Genomic DNA, 16,122 nt, shown 5'->3' on the forward strand with positions numbered 1-16,122 from the left:
TGATGAAACCGGCAAGGATACCTCAGACTGTCGCACCACCGGAACGTTGGGCAGAGTTGCCCTGGGGTGAATATTATCGCGAGGCCTTAGAACTTCAGCTTAAACCCTGGCTCGCGAAAATGTATGGTTTTCACCTGCTTAAGATTGGCAATCTGAGCGCAGAAATCAATACCGAAAGCTGCGCTATCTCGCATCAGGTTAGCGTATCGCTTAATGGCTCCCCGGTTCAGGTGAAAGCGGATCCGCTGCATTTGCCGTTTGCGGAAAAATCCATTGATGCCTGTCTGCTCGCCCACACGCTGCCCTGGTGCAGCGATCCCCATCGTCTGCTGCGGGAAGCCGACCGCGTTTTGATTGATGACGGCTGGCTGATCCTGAGCGGTTTTAATCCGCTGAGTCTGATGGGGCTACGTAAACTGACGCCCGTTCTGCGTCGCACGCCGCCTTATAACAGCAGGATGTTTACCATGATGCGCCAGCTGGACTGGCTTTCACTGTTAAATTTCGAAGTGCTAAGCTACGGGGGTTTTCAGGTCATCCCCTGGACGCGTAAAGGCGGGGTCTTATTAAGCACCCATTTACCCGCGCTGGGCTGCATGCAATTTATTGTCGCGCGTAAGAGGACGATCCCCCTTACGCTCAACCCGATGAAGCAAAGCAAATCAAAAACGCGGATCCGCCAGACCGTGGGGGCCACGCGGCAGTACAAAAAACCGTGATCAGGATTCAGGTTGATAACCTGCATCCTCATGGGTCGGGTTGGATGCCGCCGCGCGAGCCAGCTCGTCACAGCGTTCGTTTTCAGGATGACCGGCGTGCCCCTTTACCCACTCCCATTTGATTTCGTGCTGACCGAGGGCGGCATCAAGACGCTTCCAGAGATCGACATTCTTGACGGGTTTTTTCTCTGCCGTTTTCCAGCCCCGCTTTTTCCAGTTGTGGATCCATTGGGTAATGCCCTGGCGGACATACTGGCTGTCGGTACTCAGCACCACATCACAATGTTCTTTTAACGCTTCCAGCGCCACGATGGCCGCCATCAACTCCATGCGGTTGTTGGTGGTCAGGAAATAGCCTTCACTAAATGTTTTTTCATGCTGGCGATAGCGCATAATGGCGCCATAGCCGCCGGGCCCTGGGTTACCGAGACAAGATCCATCGGTGAAAATTTCTACCTGTTTACGCATCTCTGGTAGACTTCCTGTATTTGAAACGTTCAGTAAAACGATAAGTCTGACATAAATGACCGCTATGAGCACTGCAATTACTCGCCAGATTGTTCTTGATACCGAAACCACCGGTATGAACCAGATTGGCGCCCACTACGAAGGGCACAAAATCATTGAGATTGGTGCCGTTGAAGTGGTGAACCGTCGTCTTACGGGCAACAACTTCCACGTTTACCTCAAACCCGATCGGCTGGTGGATCCGGAAGCGTTCGGCGTTCACGGAATTGCCGATGAGTTTTTGCTGGATAAGCCCACTTTTGCCGACGTCGCAGATGAATTTCTCGACTACATCAGAGGTGCGGAACTTGTCATTCATAACGCGTCGTTCGATATCGGCTTTATGGACTATGAGTTCAGCAAGCTCAACCGTGATATTCCGAAGACGAATACGTTCTGTAAAGTCACGGATAGCCTGGCGCTGGCAAGGAAGATGTTCCCCGGCAAGCGTAACAGCCTTGATGCCCTGTGCTCTCGCTATGAGATAGACAACACCAAGCGAACGCTGCACGGCGCGTTGCTCGATGCCCAGATCCTGGCCGATGTCTACCTGACCATGACCGGCGGGCAAACGTCGATGAAATTCAGTATAGAAAATGAATCCCAGCAGACGCGGGATGAAGGGGGAATTCAGCGCATTGTGCGTCAGACGAATCGCCTGCGGGTTGTTTTAGCCAGTGATGAAGAACTGATGAACCATGAATCTCGTCTCGATTTAGTGCAGAAGAAGGGCGGAAGCTGTCTGTGGCGCACGTGAAAATGTGCTGAAACGTTTGTTAAATCACCGTTTGGGTGAATTTTGCAGCAAACGATTCAAAACCTGAGAAAAAGCGTTGACGAGTTCAGAGGCAAACCGTAATATTCGCCTCGTTCCCCAAACGGGAACAGTGGAGCGGTAGTTCAGTCGGTTAGAATACCTGCCTGTCACGCAGGGGGTCGCGGGTTCGAGTCCCGTCCGTTCCGCCACTATTCAGAAAGCCTGAGTCAGAAATGATTCAGGCTTTCGTCGTTTTATAGTCCCTCGAATATTGTTTATTCCTCTTTTTATTTTTATTAACAAAAAGTTAATAAATACGGTGCATTTTATTAACAATTGCACGATTTTAGTGCGTTATTTGCACTGTTTTTGTGCGTTTCTTGCCCATTCTCACCTTCGCGCCCATCTTCTTATGTAATGATTATGTAAAATAATTGGTAGGAAATCATTCGGTTACCGATCATTTTTCAGAAAATTAACGAACCAATACGCTATTGGTTCGTTAATTGCTTAATTACTAGCACGTTAAGTTCTGCGTCATATCAATAACTTATTATTAATAAAAATAAAGCAATGATGAAAGCGAGCGAACCAATATGGAAAAGCCTTCACGGTTTTTAGCTAATTCCAGTACCGCGCTTGAGCAGCTGCGCGGGCTTATCAACCAGCACGAGTCAACACCAGGCATTCCGCTGCCCACTGAACGTGAGCTGTCGGACACTCTCGGCGTAGGCCGACGTGAAGTGCGTCGCGCGCTGGACGTGCTGGAAGAGGAAGGGCGTATCTGGCGCAAGCAGGGCAAGGGTACCTTCATTGGTCCATCTGCCCCGGTTGAGCCGTTGGCGCTTCAGGGATTGGTTCAGCAAACCAACCTGCTGGAAGTCATGGAAGCTCGACTACAGCTCGAACCCGGCTTAGCCCGACTTGCGGCACTGCGTGCCACCAGGGAAAACCTCGCGCTCATGCAGCGTATGCTGGAACGCATTAATAAGGTCAGCCCGGATGACCGCGATCTCAACGAACTGTGGGATAGCGCCTTCCACCGCGCCATTGCGGAGGCAGCAGGTAACCGCCTGATGCTTGGGCTTTTTGATGCGATAGATGCCGTCCGCCGGGAGCCTGGCTGGCAGCATTTACGCGAACTTGCCCGCACCCCTGAACGTGTCGATAGCTACAACGACCACCATCACAAAATCATGTCAGCGATTATTCATCGCCAGCCTAACGAAGCAGCTGCCGCCATGCGCGAACACCTGCTCAGCCTGCAAACCGCCCTGATTCAGGCTATCCACCTTGAGGACGATTCCACGCTATGACGACGATACCCTTTAAGGACTCCACGCCCGTACTGCGGCTGCAAAACCTCAACGTTAAATTCGCGGGCTCGCCGGTGAGCGTGCTCGACGATATCTCGCTGACGGTCAGGGCGGGAGAAACGCTGGCGCTGGTAGGCGAGTCCGGCTGCGGTAAAAGCATCACTTCCCTGGCGCTGATGGGGTTATTACCTGCCAGCGCCCGGATCGTCAGCGGGGAGATGAATTTCCGCCGCCAGGATCTGCGCAAGCTCTCGCCGCGGGAGTATGCCGATCTGCGCGGCAGCGAGCTGGCGATGATATTCCAGGAGCCCATGACCTCGCTCAACCCGGCCTTCACGCTTGGCGATCAGCTCAGTGAAGCGGTGATGCGCCATCAAACGATCTCCCGGGCTGAGGCGATGACGGTTGCGCTACAGATCCTGGAGAAGGTGCAGATCCCGGCAGCAGAGATGCGCCTTAAGGCTTACCCGCATCAGCTTTCCGGCGGTATGCGCCAGCGCGTGATGATTGCGATGGCGCTGATAAACCATCCCAAACTACTTATTGCTGACGAACCCACTACCGCTCTGGACGTGACCATTCAGGCGCAAATTCTCTCCCTGCTCAATACCTTAAAAGAAGAAACGGGCACGGCGGTGCTGATGATCACCCACGATTTAGGCGTGGTGGCTGAAGTCGCGCAGCAGGTGGCGGTGATGTATGCCGGACAGCTAGTGGAGCAGGGGAGTGTTGAAGCCCTGTTTGCCGATCCGCAGCACCCCTATACCATTGGCCTTATGGGTTCCCTTCCTTCTATGGGGGCGCGTAAAGGCCAGCTATCAACTATTCCCGGATCGGTCCCGCTGCCGGAATCCATGCCTCAAGGCTGCCGCTTTGCCACCCGATGTCCCTTCGCGCAGACGCGCTGTCATGCTGAAAAACCACCGCTCACTACGCTCAGTACGGGCCATCAGGTTGCCTGCTTCCGCGTGCCGCTCGAACACCACATTGCCCTGGGAGAGACCGCATGACTATGCCCATTCTTGAAGCCCGCGATCTGAGCAAGCTTTTCCCCGGCCCGAAAAAACTGTTTACGCCGGCCCGCTTTGTCACCGCTGTCGACCGAGTTTCGATGTCGGTGATGCCTGGCGAAACGCTGGCAATTGTCGGCGAGTCGGGTTCCGGGAAATCCACCCTTGGTCGTCTGCTGCTGCGCCTGCTGGGCGCCAGCGAAGGGCGGGTATTTTATCAGGGTGAGGAGATCACCCACGCCTCGGGTGCCCGTCTGAACCAGCTCCGGCGTGAGCTACAGATCATCTTTCAGGATCCCTTCGCTTCGCTGAACCCGCGCATGACGGTGGAGCAAATTGTCGGTGAGCCGCTGTGGCTGCACCAGAACATGAAAAAAACGGATCGCCAGTACCGCGTCTCCGAGCTACTCAGGACGGTCGGCTTGCCCGCGGCCTGGGCCGGGCGTTATCCACACGAATTTTCCGGCGGGCAGCGTCAGCGTATCGGCATTGCGCGCGCGCTGGCGTCAGGCCCAAAGCTACTGCTGGGTGATGAGCCGGTTTCTGCGCTGGACGTTTCCGTTCAGGCACAGGTGGTTAATTTACTGGAAAGCCTGAAGCACCAGTTGGGGCTAACGATGGTGATCGTCGCCCACGGGCTGGCGGTTATCCGTCATATGAGCGACCGCGTGGCGGTAATGTATCTTGGGCAAATCGTCGAGCTGGCCACCGTCGACGACATCTTCGACGCACCGTTGCATCCTTATACCCAGGCGTTGATTGCCTCAGCGCCGCAAATGCAGCCAGGCGTAGCGCGGGATACGCCGCTGTTGCAGGGTGATTTACCGAACCCGGCTAACCCGCCGTCCGGCTGCCGTTTCCACACTCGTTGCCCCTACGTTACAGATGAATGCCGCCAGATCGAGCCGATTAATCAGGTGCTCGACGGCGGACGTCAGGTTGCTTGCCATCGCTGGCAGGAGATCAATCGCGATCGCAGCGTTATCCAGATCGCACCGCCATCCGCCGCTTTTCTGCGCCGCCGCGCGCTGTTTGAACACGCGGCCACTCACTCCTCCCTTCCTTCAAGGAACTCATGATAATGACAATGCGTAATTCTCTTTTGACCGTACTGGGAAGTGTTATGTTGCTTGGCGCGGCGCTGCCCGCCCATTCTGAAAGCGTGCTGCGGATCGGCCTGGGGGCCGACCCGGATATGCTCGACCCGCATCTGGCGCGCACCTACTATGGCCGTTTCGTGTTTGCCTCCCTGTGCGACAGGCTGGTGGACGTCGACGAGCACCTGAAAGTGGTGCCGGGTCTGGCAAAATCTTGGGCCTGGAGCGAAGATGGCAAAACGCTGACTATGGATCTACGCGAAGGTGTGACCTTCCACGACGGTGAAAAATTTGATGCCGCTGCGGCAAAATACAACCTCGACCGCGCCCTGACCCTCAAAGGCTCCTTGCGTAAAAGCGAGATCTCATCCGTTGAATCGGTCGAGGTCACCGGCCCGATGCAGATTGCGCTGCACCTGAAAACACCGGATGCCGCGCTGCTAATGCAGCTCACCGACCGCGCGGGCGCGATGATGGCACCCGATGCGGCGAAAAAGCCTGACTTTGCCGCCCATCCCGTCTGCTCCGGTCCATACAAATTCGACAGCCGCGTGTCGCAGGACCGCATCGTTCTGACCCGCTTCGACAACTACTGGAACAAAGACGCCTATCACTTCGACAAAATCATCTATCTGCCGATCCCGGATGCCTCCGTGCGTCTCGCGAACCTGCGCGCGGGCGATCTTGACCTGACCGAGGGCATTGCCGCCAGCGACGTCAAAACCGTCGAAGCCGACAGCAAGCTGGCGCTGGCGAAGGTCACCGGTCTGGGGTATCAGGGGATCACCTTTAATATTAACAACGGCAAGGTGCCGGCCAACGATCCGTTCAAAGATGCCCGCGTGCGCGAGGCGTTTTCTCAGGCAATCGATCGCGATGCGTTAAACCAGGTGGTCTTTGAAGGGCTCTACACCCCGGCAAATCAGGCGTTTTCACCGGTCAGCCCGTACCACGTTAACCTGCCGGTCCCGCCGCGCGACGTCGATAAAGCCAAAGCGCTGCTGAAAGCCGCCGGTGTGACCACGCCGCTGAGCGTCAATCTGCTGGTGCCGAACAACCCAACCTCGCAGCAGGTGGGACAGGTATTGCAGGCGATGGTGGCAGAGGCGGGCTTTAACCTGAACCTGCAAATGACCGAGTTCGCCACGCTGCTGGATCGCCAGCAGAGCGGTGACTACCAGTTGAGCTTCTCCGGCTGGTCGGGGCGCCCGGATCCGGATGGCAGCATTTACGGCTTTATCAACAGTAAAGGCACCCTGAACGACGGCCGATACAGCAACGCGCAGATCGATGAATGGCTGATTCAGGCGCGTCAGAGCACCGACCAGGCCGCACGCCAGCCGCTGTACGACAAGGTGGTGAAGCAGCTCCAGACCGACATGCCGATTGCCTACCTCTACTTCGAGCCGCGCATTTTTGGACTGAACAAGAACGTGCAGGGCTTTAAGCCGTACCCGGACGGCATCGTGCGTCTGGCCGGTTTGACGCTGGCAAAATAAACGTCCTGAGGAGAACCCATGCTGGAACTGATTTGCAAACGTCTGCTGCTGGCCGTCCCGACGCTATTGCTGGTGAGCATGATGGTGTTCGGGCTGCAAAAGCTGCTGCCCGGCGACCCGCTGATCGCCATGGCCGGGGAGGAGCGCGATCCGGCGGTCATTGCCCAACTGCGTGCTGAGCTTAATCTGGATGCGCCGATCCCCGTGCAGTATTTCCATTGGCTGACGCGCGCGCTGCAGGGCGATCTGGGCGTCTCCTTGCGCACGCATGAACCGGTCACGCAGCTGATTGCCAGCAAGCTGCCGGTCACGCTGGAGCTCTCTCTGCTGGCGATGATCATCGCGCTGGTGTTTGGCATCAGCATGGGGATCCTTGCGGCGGTGAATAAAAACAGCTGGGTCGATCACGGGGCGAACTTTGTGGCGATCTCGGGGATATCAATTCCGCACTTCTGGCTGGGGATCCTGCTGATTCTGGTCTTTTCGGTGAACTTGCAATGGTTACCTGCGTCCGGTTATGTGCCATTCAGTGAAGATCCGATCCAGAACCTGCGCACGCTGCTGCTGCCCGCGTCCGTGCTCGGAACCGGACTGGCGGCGACGCTGATGCGCCATACCCGTGCGTCGATGATTGCGGTGCTGAAAGCGGATTACATCCGCACCGCGCGCGCTAAGGGGCTGCTGCCGAAAGCAGTGATCCTGAAGCACGCCTTTCGCAACGCGCTGGTGCCTGTAATCACCCTCACCACGCTGCTGTTCGGCGAGCTACTGGGCGGCGCGGTGCTGACCGAGCAGGTCTTCACCATTCCGGGCTTTGGCAAAATGATCGTCGACTCGGTGTTCAATCGTGACTATGCGGTGGTGCAGGGCGTGGTGCTGATCGTGGCGATCGGCTTCCTGATGCTCAATCTACTGGCCGACGTGCTCTACGTCCTTATCAACCCGAAAATGCGAGGTTAACCATGGCGGAACTGACGACGCAAACCGTTGCCCCCACGCTGCCGCGCGCGCAGAACCGGGTGCTGAAGAAATTTCTCGGCAATAAAAGCGCGGTGATTGGCGCGCTTGTGGTGGGCTTTTTTGTCCTGGTGGCGCTGCTGGCGCCGTGGATCGCCCCCTTCGACCCGGTCAAAGCCAACTTCCTGGCGGTGCGCAAAGCGCCGTCGGCGATGTACTGGTTCGGCACCGACGAGCTGGGGCGTGACATCTTATCCCGCATTATTTGGGGGGCGCGCACCTCGCTGATGGCGGGCTGTATGTCGGTCATTATTGCCGTGGTCATCGGCGTGCCGCTGGGGCTGGTGGCGGGCTACTTCCAGAAGATGTGGGACGGCGTGATCTCGCGCTTTATTGAGGCCTTGCTGGCCTGTCCGTTCCTGATCATGGCGATCGCGCTGGGGGCATTTTTGGGCCCAAGCCTGACGAATGCGATGATCGCCATTGGTCTCTCGGCAATGCCGATTTTCGCCCGGCTGACGCGCGGCCAGGTGATCGCCATTCGCAACGAAGAGTATATCGACGGCGCGCGGGCGATTGGCCTGCCGGATCGCTGGATCATCATTAAATACGTCCTGCCAAACGTGATGTCGCCGATCCTCGTGCAGGCCACGCTGGCGATCGCCTCGGCGATTATCGCCGAAGCCAGCCTGTCGTTTTTGGGGCTGGGACAGCAGCCGCCAAATCCGTCCTGGGGCTCCATGCTCAACACCGCGAAAGGGTTTCTGGAGCAGGCTCCGTGGATGTCCGTTTTCCCCGGCGTGGCGATTTTCCTTGCCGTGCAGGGCTTTAATCTACTCGGCGACGGGCTGCGCGATGCGCTCGATCCGCGCCACGACTAAGGAGTCATGATGACCAAAGCGCTTGATTTTACGTCCGGTTACGATTCACGCCGCCCGCCGATGCTGGGCCATAACGCGGTTGCCACGTCGCAGCCGCTGGCGGCGCAGGCGGGGATGAAGATGCTGCAACTGGGCGGCAATGCCGTCGATGCAGCCATTGCCACCGCGATGGCGCTGACGGTGGTTGAGCCGACCGGCAACGGGATCGGCAGCGACGCCTTTGCCATCGTCTGGGACGGTGAAAAGCTTCACGGCCTCAACGCATCAGGCCGCTCGCCGGCCAGCTGGCATGCGGATCTGTTTGCCGGAAAAAGCGCAGTGCCGGAAATTGGCTGGGACGCGGTGACCGTGCCGGGAGCGGTATCCGGCTGGGTCGCGCTGGCGGAGCGCTTCGGCACGCTGCCGCTGACCACGCTGGCGCAGCCTGCCATTGACTACGCGCGCAACGGCTTTCCCGTCTCGCCGCTGATTGGTCATCTCTGGCAGCGAGGCTATAGCAAGCTGAAAGATCAGCCGGGCTTCAGCGCCTGCTTCGCGCCGGAAGGCCGCGCCCCGCGCGTGGGGGAAATCTTCCGTAACCCGGCGCAGGCGAACTCGCTGGAGCTGATTGCGAAAACCAACGGCGACGCGTTTTACCGCGGCGAGCTGGCGCAGAAAATTGCCGCCTTTGCCAAAGAACACGGTGCGCATCTGACGGCAGAGGATCTGGCAAACCACCGCGTGGACTGGGTAGACCTGCTGTCGCGCGACTTCGCGGGCGGCTCGGTTCAGGAATTGCCGCCAAACGGTCAGGGGATCGCCACGCTGATCGCGCTCGGCATTCTTGAGCAGTGCGGCATTGAGAAGCATCACCCGGATTCCGTGCAGTCTCTTCATCTCTCCATCGAGGCGATGAAGCTGGCGCTGGCGGATCTCGACCGCTACGTTGCGGATGAAGAACATATGGCGTTCGCGGCAAAAGAGCTGCTGAGTGACCATTACCTGAAGTCGCGCGCCGCGCTTATCAACCACGATAGCGCCTCTGATTTTGTGTACGGATCGCCGACGCAGAGCGGGACGGTTTACGTCAGCACCGCGGATGCGAGTGGGATGATGGTCTCGTTTATTCAGTCCAACTATATGGGATTCGGTTCAGGGATCGTGGTGCCGGATACCGGGATCAGCCTGCAAAACCGGGGCTGCGGCTTTGTGCTGGATCCTGCGCACCCGAACGCGCTGGCGGGCAGCAAGCGCCCGTTCCACACCATCATTCCGGGATTTGCGATGGACGGCAACGGCAAGCCGCTGATGTCCTTCGGCGTGATGGGCGGCCCGATGCAGGCGCAGGGGCACATGCAGATGGCGCTGCGCATTATGCTGCACGGGCAAAACCCGCAGGCGGCAATCGATGCACCGCGCTGGCGCGTGGTGCAGGGCAGGGAGGTGATCGTCGAATCAACGTTCGATCGCAATACTATCGCGGCGCTGCGCGAGCGCGGGCATCAGATCGTGGTGGAAGATCCGCTTCAGGATTATAACTTCGGCGGTGCGCAGGTGATTTACCGTATGCCGGAAGGGCACTACGTGGCCGCGACGGAAAGCCGCAAAGACGGGCAGGCGCTGGTGAGTTAATTAACGCCCGGTGGCGCTGCGCTTACCGTGCCTACGCTGTGCTTTTTGTAGGCCGGGTAAGGCGCAGCCGTCACCCGGCTTTTTTTCAACCAATGCTAAACGGATCTGCATCCTGCCAGGCCGGAAACTTCTCCCGATACTCCTTTAACGTCGTTAACGAGATCTCAGCGTCAATTCGTGTTGCCTGATGCGGCTCGGCGGTGGCAATAATCTCTCCCTGCGGACTGATCACCCGGCTGTCACCGCGATAGTGATGCCCGTTGCCGTCCGTTCCCACGCGGTTACAGCCAACGACATAAGCCTGATTTTCAATCGCGCGCGCGGTCAGTAAAGCCTGCCAGTGCAGGGAGCGTGGGGCGGGCCAGTTGGCGACGTACAACGCCAGGTCATAATCGTTGCGGTTGCGCGACCACACCGGGAAGCGCAGGTCATAGCAGACCAGCGGCAGAATACGCCAGCCGCGCCATTCAAATACCACGCGTTCGCTTCCGGCTTCATAATGTTGATGTTCATCCGCCATGCGGAACAGGTGGCGCTTATCGTAGAAATGGACTTTTCCTTCCGGCTCGACCAGCAGGAAGCGGTTGACCGGTCCGCGCCCGGTCTGGAGTGCGACGCTACCGGCAATCAGCGCATTTGTTTCCTGCGCCCTGGCGTGCATCCAGGCCACCACCTCGTCCTGCGGCATGGACTGTTTTGCTGCCTCCATCGCGAAACCTGTGGTAAACATCTCCGGCAGGACAATCACATCGCGTCCGGTAATCTCTTCCAGCTGGCGATCAAAATGGCGAAGGTTGGCGGGGCCGTCCATCCACACTAAAGGTTGCTGCAAAACAGAAATCTTTAAACCAGGCACGATACAGGCTCCTTAAAAAACACTTTTTGACACTGTAGCACGTCATTACCAGAAAATGTGGCAATAAAAAACCCCGCGCAGGGCGGGGTTTGTGGGAGCAAAAGGCCTTATGCCGCTTCAGGTTTGCGGTGCTTCTCTGGCAGCTTTACCGGCTGTGTCGCCAGCTCTTCAGGTTCGAAATCATCCACATTAATACTGCGCAGACGGCTCTCTTCGGCTTTCACCAGAATCGCAGCTTCGCTGTTGTCGATGATGCCACCCGCCAGCGCCTGTTTTGCCAGCTCATCCAGTCGTGTAAACGGCAGGTTTTTGCCCAGCTGTTTGCAGATCTTCTGGTGAATCGGGTCGGCGGCCATCACGTCAAGCAGCGCCTCTTCCAGCAAACCTACCGGGTTATGCGGGGTAGGTGCCAGATATTGACCCCGACCAATACGAGAGCGGGTTGCGCTTGGTACCTGGAGGATTTTTGCCACTTTGTGATCCAGCTTGTCGGACGGCGCCAGGTGATGACGACCGGTCGGGAAGATCACCGCGCGCAGGGCACCCGCCACGAAGCGGTTCGGGAAGTTCGCCAGCAGATCGTCAATCGCCTGTTCGGCCTGATACATCGCATCCTGAACGCCCCAGTGCACCAGCGGCAGATCCGCTTCCTGACGGCCTTCATCGTCGTAGCGTTTCAGCACCGCAGAGGCCAGGAAGATCTGGCTCAGCACATCACCCAGACGGGCGGAGATGCGTTCGCGACGCTTCAGGCTACCGCCCAGCACCGCCATGGAAACGTCAGACAGCAGAGCCAGGTTGGCGCTCAGACGGTTCAGGTGCTGGTAGTAACGTTTGGTCGCATCGCCGGTTGGCGTCGCGCTGGTCAGCCCGCGCGTCAGGCCCAGCCAGAAGCTGCGCACCTTGTTGCTGCCGACGTGACCGATATGTTTGAACAGCAGCTTGTCGAAGGCATCCACATCATTATTCTGCGCGGCAGCCATCTCTTCCAGCACGTACGGATGGCAACGAATCGCACCCTGGCCGAAGATCATCATGCTGCGGGTCAGGATGTTTGCCCCTTCCACGGTGATGGCAATCGGCGCACCCTGATAGCCGCGCGCCAGGAAGTTGCCTTCGCCGAGCATGATACCTTTACCGCCTGCGATATCCATTGCATCAATAATTGACTGCTGTGCGCGGTGGGTACAGTGATACTTCACAATCGCCGACAGCACGGCGGGTTTTTCGCCCAGCATAATGCCGTAGGTAATCAGCGAGGCTGCGGCGTCCATCACGTAGGCATTGCCCGCAATACGCGCCAGCGGCTCTTCGATACCTTCCATCTTGCCGATGGAGATTTTGAACTGACGGCGGATATGCGCGTAAGCCCCAATCCCCATCGCCACCGATTTCAGACCGCCTGTTGAGTTCGACGGCAGGGTAATGCCGCGGCCCACAGACAGACATTCCACCAGCATACGCCAGCCCTGCCCGGCCATTTTCGGGCCACCGATGATGTAGTCAATCGGAACAAAGATATCCTGACCGCGGGTTGGACCGTTCTGGAAGGGTACGTTCAGCGGGAAGTGACGGCGACCAATTTCAACGCCCGGAGTCGAGGTTGGGATCAGCGCACAGGTAATACCCAGCTCTTCTTCACCGCCCAGCAGTTTTTCCGGGTCAGAGAGTTTGAACGCCAGGCCCAGCACCGTGGCGATAGGTGCGAGGGTGATATAACGTTTGTTCCAGGTCAGGCGCATGCCCAGCACCTGCTGGCCCTGCCATTCGCCCATGCAAACCACGCCGGTATCAGGGATTGCGCCGGCATCGGAGCCCGCTTCGGGGCTGGTCAGCGCGAAGCACGGAATTTCCTGACCACGCGCCAGACGCGGCAGGTAGTGATCTTTCTGCTCTTCTGTACCGTAATGCTGTAACAGCTCGCCCGGGCCTAAGGAGTTTGGCACGCCAACGGTGATCGCCAGGATCCCGGAGACACCCGCCAGTTTTTGCAGCACACGAGCCTGAGCGTAAGCGGAGAATTCCAGACCGCCGTACTCTTTCTTAATGATCATCGCGAAGAAGCGATGCTCTTTAAGGTATGCCCACAGCTCAGGCGGCAGGTCGGCCATTTCGTGAGTGATGGCAAAGTCGTTTGCCATGCGGCACGCTTCTTCTACCGGACCATCAATAAAGGCTTGTTCTTCGGCGGTCAGACGCGGCTGCGGATAGTTGTGAAGCTTTTTCCAGTCCGGGTTGCCCTGGAACAGATCGCCTTCCCACCAGGTCGTACCGGCGTCAATCGCTTCTTTCTCTGTACGCGACATCGGCGGCATCACTTTACGGAATCCCCTGAACACCGGCGCAGAGATCATCGACTTACGCATCGGCGTCAGGTTGAACGGCAGCAAAATGATGGCCAGGGGAACAAGGACCCAGATATTCCACAGGCCAGCGACGCCAAGTGCAGCCGTCCAGGCCAGAAGAATCAGGCTACTCAGGAATAAACTGACACGGTGATAGAACAACACACCGAGCAGTACAACGGTTGCGAGAATGCTCAAAATCATCATAAAGAAAAGCTCCCTTGCTTGTAGGAGGTCTGACCACTTGTGATGATATGGTTGTAGTTGATGTCATTTCCTTTAGCAATGTGTTTACAAAATAATTACAACCTGGTTCACATTGTTCGCGTTTTAGCCGGCACAAAAAATCAAAACGCCGGACGATTCGCATGGCTTTAGCTTCTCGCTTTTACTGCTATCCGGTACACTCCACTGTGTTATTTCATCAATACTGAAGGATTATCCTCATGTACCAGGATCTTATTCGTAACGAACTGAACGAAGCGGCGGAAACGCTGGCGAATTTTCTGAAAGATGATGCCAATATTCACGCTATTCAGCGCGCGGCGGTCCTGCTTGCCGACAGCTTCAAAGCCGGCGGTAAAGTGCTCTCCTGCGGTAACGGCGGTTCCCACTGTGACGCCATGCACTTCGCCGAAGAGCTGACCGGACGCTATCGCGAAAACCGTCCGGGCTACCCGGCGATTGCGATTTCCGACGTGAGCCACATCTCCTGTGTAGGCAACGACTTCGGTTACGACCATATCTTTTCCCGCTACGTTGAAGCCGTAGGCCGTGAAGGCGACGTGCTGCTGGGTATCTCCACGTCCGGTAACTCTGCTAACGTGATCAAAGCGATCGCCGCCGCGCGTGAGAAGGGCATGAAAGTGATCACCCTGACCGGGAAAGATGGCGGTAAGATGGACGGTACAGCGGACATTGAAATCCGTGTACCACACTTCGGTTATGCGGATCGCGTTCAGGAAATTCACATCAAAGTGATCCACATCCTGATCCAACTGATCGAAAAAGAGATGGTTAAGTAAGACTTCGCTGGGGGGCGCCGGTGCCCCCCGCTGTTGTGGAGGTGATCTATGTGCGAACTGCTCGGGATGAGCGCCAATGTGCCAACCGATATCTGCTTTAGTTTTACCGGGCTGGTTCAGCGCGGTGGAGGAACCGGGCCGCATAAAGACGGCTGGGGTATTACCTTCTACGAAGGCAAAGGATGTCGCACGTTTAAAGATCCACAACCCAGCTTTAACTCACCCATTGCCAGACTGGTGCAGGACTATCCTATTAAATCCTGTTCGGTGATCGCCCATATCCGCCAGGCAAATCGCGGCGAAGTGGCGCTGGAAAATACCCATCCGTTTACCCGTGAACTGTGGGGCCGTAACTGGACCTATGCGCACAACGGGCAGCTTTCGGGCTATAAGTCGCTGGAAACCGGCAATTTCCGTCCTGTCGGTGAAACGGACAGCGAAAAAGCATTTTGCTGGCTGCTGCACAAGCTGACCGAGCGCTACCCCCGTACGCCCGGCAACATGACCGCCGTTTTTAAGTACATAGCGTCACTGGCGTCTGAGTTACGCGAGAAGGGCGTCTTTAATATGCTGCTGTCTGACGGGCGCTACGTGATGGCGTTCTGCTCGACGAATCTGTTCTGGATCACCCGACGTGCGCCGTTTGGCGTCGCCACGCTGCTCGATCAGGATGTGGAAATTGATTTTCAGAAGGAGACCACACCGAACGATGTGGTCACTGTCATTGCAACGCAGCCGCTGACCGGCAACGAAACCTGGCAAAAGATCATGCCAGGCGAGTGGGCGCTATTTTGTCTCGGGGACCGCGTAATTTGACGCCAGCTGCGGCTGAACCACTTCATGGCTGAGCGGTTTACTCACCACGTAACGGCCATTGACGATGGACACCACCGGCGGCTTATGGGTCTGCTCGAAGTAGTCATAGCCCGGTTTTAGCTGCTTCCAGAAATCTGTGTAAACAGAGTACTTATGGCGCGCCATGTTCGCATCCGTCATACGGAACGGATAGATGCTGACCTGAACGTTCGGCTGGCCGAAGACCAGTGCGCCCGTGACAAACTGGAAGATTTCATCAATGCCGGAATCCGTCATCGCATAACAACCGACAGACACGCAGGCACCGTGAATCATCAGGTATTTCCCTTCGTAACCGTGCGCACGGTCGAAGGCATTGGGGAAACCGATGTTAATCGCTTTATAGAAGCGGCTGTCCGGTTTTAGCTGGTTACGCTGAACGTTGTAAAACCCTTCCGGACTTTTGAAGTCACCCTGGCGCTGTTTCGGCCCCAGCCCGCCAGAATAGTTACAGATTTTGTAGCTATCGAGCAGCTGATACGTCTCGCCCATTTTGACAAACAGATCGAGTGTGCGCTCTTCCTTGAAGATTTGAATATAAACCGGGGATCCCATCAACTGCTGTTTATACTCTTTGCTGACCGGCGTCGTTGAACTATTACTGCCAAGCAGCCCGGCAAACGACATGCACGGTATCAGAAGCATCGCAATGAACAATGCGATTTTACGCATACTACTGGTTCCTTG

Annotated in this window: 15 protein-coding genes and 1 tRNA gene; 12 read left to right on the plus strand and 4 right to left on the minus strand. The window is 57.0% G+C overall.

Annotated elements, in window-relative coordinates; translation table 11 throughout:
• Positions 1 to 2 precede the first annotated feature (2 nt).
• Complete coding sequence (locus L379_RS18215; protein WP_017383714.1) at positions 3 to 719, plus strand: class I SAM-dependent methyltransferase; 717 nt, start codon at positions 3 to 5, stop codon at positions 717 to 719.
• Here L379_RS18215 and rnhA read toward each other — a convergent pair whose 3' ends face one another.
• A complete protein-coding gene (gene rnhA / locus L379_RS18210) occupies positions 720 to 1,298 on the minus strand; it encodes a ribonuclease HI (protein ID WP_160840538.1) in 579 nt (192 codons plus the stop codon). It lies immediately after the preceding gene.
• Here rnhA and dnaQ point away from each other — a divergent pair.
• The 9 genes from dnaQ to L379_RS18165 all read left to right on the plus strand — a co-directional run bounded on the left by dnaQ (position 1,252) and on the right by L379_RS18165 (position 10,354).
• Positions 1,252 to 1,983 (plus strand): DNA polymerase III subunit epsilon, encoded by a 732-nt coding sequence (gene dnaQ, locus L379_RS18205; protein WP_072208197.1) that lies wholly within the window; start codon positions 1,252 to 1,254, stop codon positions 1,981 to 1,983. The two genes, rnhA and dnaQ, sit on opposite strands and share 47 nt — an antisense overlap.
• Positions 1,984 to 2,115: 132 nt before the next feature.
• Positions 2,116 to 2,192 (plus strand) — tRNA-Asp (locus L379_RS18200).
• 387 nt (positions 2,193 to 2,579) lie between these two features.
• The gene (locus L379_RS18195) at positions 2,580 to 3,299 is read left to right on the plus strand and encodes a FadR/GntR family transcriptional regulator (RefSeq protein ID WP_015571386.1); all 720 of its coding nucleotides are present in this window, start codon (positions 2,580 to 2,582) and stop codon (positions 3,297 to 3,299) included.
• Positions 3,296 to 4,309: an ABC transporter ATP-binding protein gene (locus L379_RS18190; protein ID WP_032652642.1), complete on the plus strand. Its 1,014-nt coding sequence runs from the start codon at positions 3,296 to 3,298 to the stop codon at positions 4,307 to 4,309. The genes L379_RS18195 and L379_RS18190 overlap by 4 nt, the downstream gene beginning before the upstream one ends.
• Positions 4,306 to 5,388, plus strand: a complete 1,083-nt coding sequence (locus L379_RS18185) for an ABC transporter ATP-binding protein (RefSeq protein WP_032652644.1) — start codon at positions 4,306 to 4,308, stop codon at positions 5,386 to 5,388. The genes L379_RS18190 and L379_RS18185 overlap by 4 nt, the downstream gene beginning before the upstream one ends.
• Positions 5,389 to 5,390: 2 nt before the next feature.
• On the plus strand, positions 5,391 to 6,905 hold the full coding sequence (locus L379_RS18180) for an ABC transporter substrate-binding protein (protein WP_170949735.1): 1,515 nt from the start codon (positions 5,391 to 5,393) through the stop codon (positions 6,903 to 6,905).
• Positions 6,906 to 6,923: 18 nt separating this feature from the next.
• Positions 6,924 to 7,865: an ABC transporter permease gene (locus L379_RS18175; RefSeq protein ID WP_015571382.1), complete on the plus strand. Its 942-nt coding sequence runs from the start codon at positions 6,924 to 6,926 to the stop codon at positions 7,863 to 7,865.
• A 2-nt stretch (positions 7,866 to 7,867) separates the two neighbouring features.
• Entirely contained in the window at positions 7,868 to 8,743 is an 876-nt protein-coding gene (locus L379_RS18170; protein WP_015571381.1) for an ABC transporter permease, read from the plus strand.
• A 9-nt stretch (positions 8,744 to 8,752) separates the two neighbouring features.
• On the plus strand, positions 8,753 to 10,354 hold the full coding sequence (locus L379_RS18165) for a gamma-glutamyltransferase family protein (protein WP_023303117.1): 1,602 nt from the start codon (positions 8,753 to 8,755) through the stop codon (positions 10,352 to 10,354).
• A gap of 85 nt (positions 10,355 to 10,439) precedes the next feature.
• Here the strand turns inward: L379_RS18165 and L379_RS18160 are convergent, their stop codons facing one another.
• Complete coding sequence (locus L379_RS18160; protein ID WP_032652649.1) at positions 10,440 to 11,210, minus strand: amidohydrolase; 771 nt, start codon at positions 11,208 to 11,210, stop codon at positions 10,440 to 10,442.
• Between the two features lie 107 nt (positions 11,211 to 11,317).
• The gene (fadE, locus tag L379_RS18155) at positions 11,318 to 13,762 is read right to left on the minus strand and encodes an acyl-CoA dehydrogenase FadE (protein ID WP_032647334.1); all 2,445 of its coding nucleotides are present in this window, start codon (positions 13,760 to 13,762) and stop codon (positions 11,318 to 11,320) included.
• Between the two features lie 239 nt (positions 13,763 to 14,001).
• Here fadE and lpcA point away from each other — a divergent pair, with 239 nt between their 5' ends.
• Both lpcA and L379_RS18145 read left to right on the plus strand, forming a co-directional pair.
• Positions 14,002 to 14,580 (plus strand): D-sedoheptulose 7-phosphate isomerase, encoded by a 579-nt coding sequence (gene lpcA, locus L379_RS18150; protein ID WP_003863232.1) that lies wholly within the window; start codon positions 14,002 to 14,004, stop codon positions 14,578 to 14,580.
• A 48-nt stretch (positions 14,581 to 14,628) separates the two neighbouring features.
• Positions 14,629 to 15,396, plus strand: a complete 768-nt coding sequence (locus tag L379_RS18145) for a class II glutamine amidotransferase (protein ID WP_017383120.1) — start codon at positions 14,629 to 14,631, stop codon at positions 15,394 to 15,396.
• Here the strand turns inward: L379_RS18145 and dpaA are convergent.
• Positions 15,367 to 16,107 (minus strand): peptidoglycan meso-diaminopimelic acid protein amidase, encoded by a 741-nt coding sequence (gene dpaA / locus L379_RS18140; RefSeq protein ID WP_006810008.1) that lies wholly within the window; start codon positions 16,105 to 16,107, stop codon positions 15,367 to 15,369. The two genes, L379_RS18145 and dpaA, sit on opposite strands and share 30 nt — an antisense overlap.
• Positions 16,108 to 16,122 lie beyond the last annotated feature (15 nt).

This window comes from Enterobacter sp. MGH 33, from assembly GCF_000534535.1.
GTDB lineage: Bacteria > Pseudomonadota > Gammaproteobacteria > Enterobacterales > Enterobacteriaceae > Enterobacter > Enterobacter hormaechei_C.

Bases quoted from the DNA above. Each gene is read 5' to 3' on its own strand.
- L379_RS18215 (WP_017383714.1), top strand. From the start codon at position 3: ATGAAACCGGCAAGGATACCTCAGACTGTCGCACCACCGGAACGTTGG.
- dnaQ (WP_072208197.1), top strand. From the start codon at position 1,252: ATGAGCACTGCAATTACTCGCCAGATTGTTCTTGATACCGAAACCACC.
- L379_RS18195 (WP_015571386.1), top strand. From the start codon at position 2,580: ATGGAAAAGCCTTCACGGTTTTTAGCTAATTCCAGTACCGCGCTTGAG.
- L379_RS18190 (WP_032652642.1), top strand. From the start codon at position 3,296: ATGACGACGATACCCTTTAAGGACTCCACGCCCGTACTGCGGCTGCAA.
- L379_RS18185 (WP_032652644.1), top strand. From the start codon at position 4,306: ATGACTATGCCCATTCTTGAAGCCCGCGATCTGAGCAAGCTTTTCCCC.
- L379_RS18180 (WP_170949735.1), top strand. From the start codon at position 5,391: ATGACAATGCGTAATTCTCTTTTGACCGTACTGGGAAGTGTTATGTTG.
- L379_RS18175 (WP_015571382.1), top strand. From the start codon at position 6,924: ATGCTGGAACTGATTTGCAAACGTCTGCTGCTGGCCGTCCCGACGCTA.
- L379_RS18170 (WP_015571381.1), top strand. From the start codon at position 7,868: ATGGCGGAACTGACGACGCAAACCGTTGCCCCCACGCTGCCGCGCGCG.
- L379_RS18165 (WP_023303117.1), top strand. From the start codon at position 8,753: ATGACCAAAGCGCTTGATTTTACGTCCGGTTACGATTCACGCCGCCCG.
- fadE (WP_032647334.1), bottom strand. From the start codon at position 13,762: ATGATGATTTTGAGCATTCTCGCAACCGTTGTACTGCTCGGTGTGTTG.
- lpcA (WP_003863232.1), top strand. From the start codon at position 14,002: ATGTACCAGGATCTTATTCGTAACGAACTGAACGAAGCGGCGGAAACG.
- L379_RS18145 (WP_017383120.1), top strand. From the start codon at position 14,629: ATGTGCGAACTGCTCGGGATGAGCGCCAATGTGCCAACCGATATCTGC.
- dpaA (WP_006810008.1), bottom strand. From the start codon at position 16,107: ATGCGTAAAATCGCATTGTTCATTGCGATGCTTCTGATACCGTGCATG.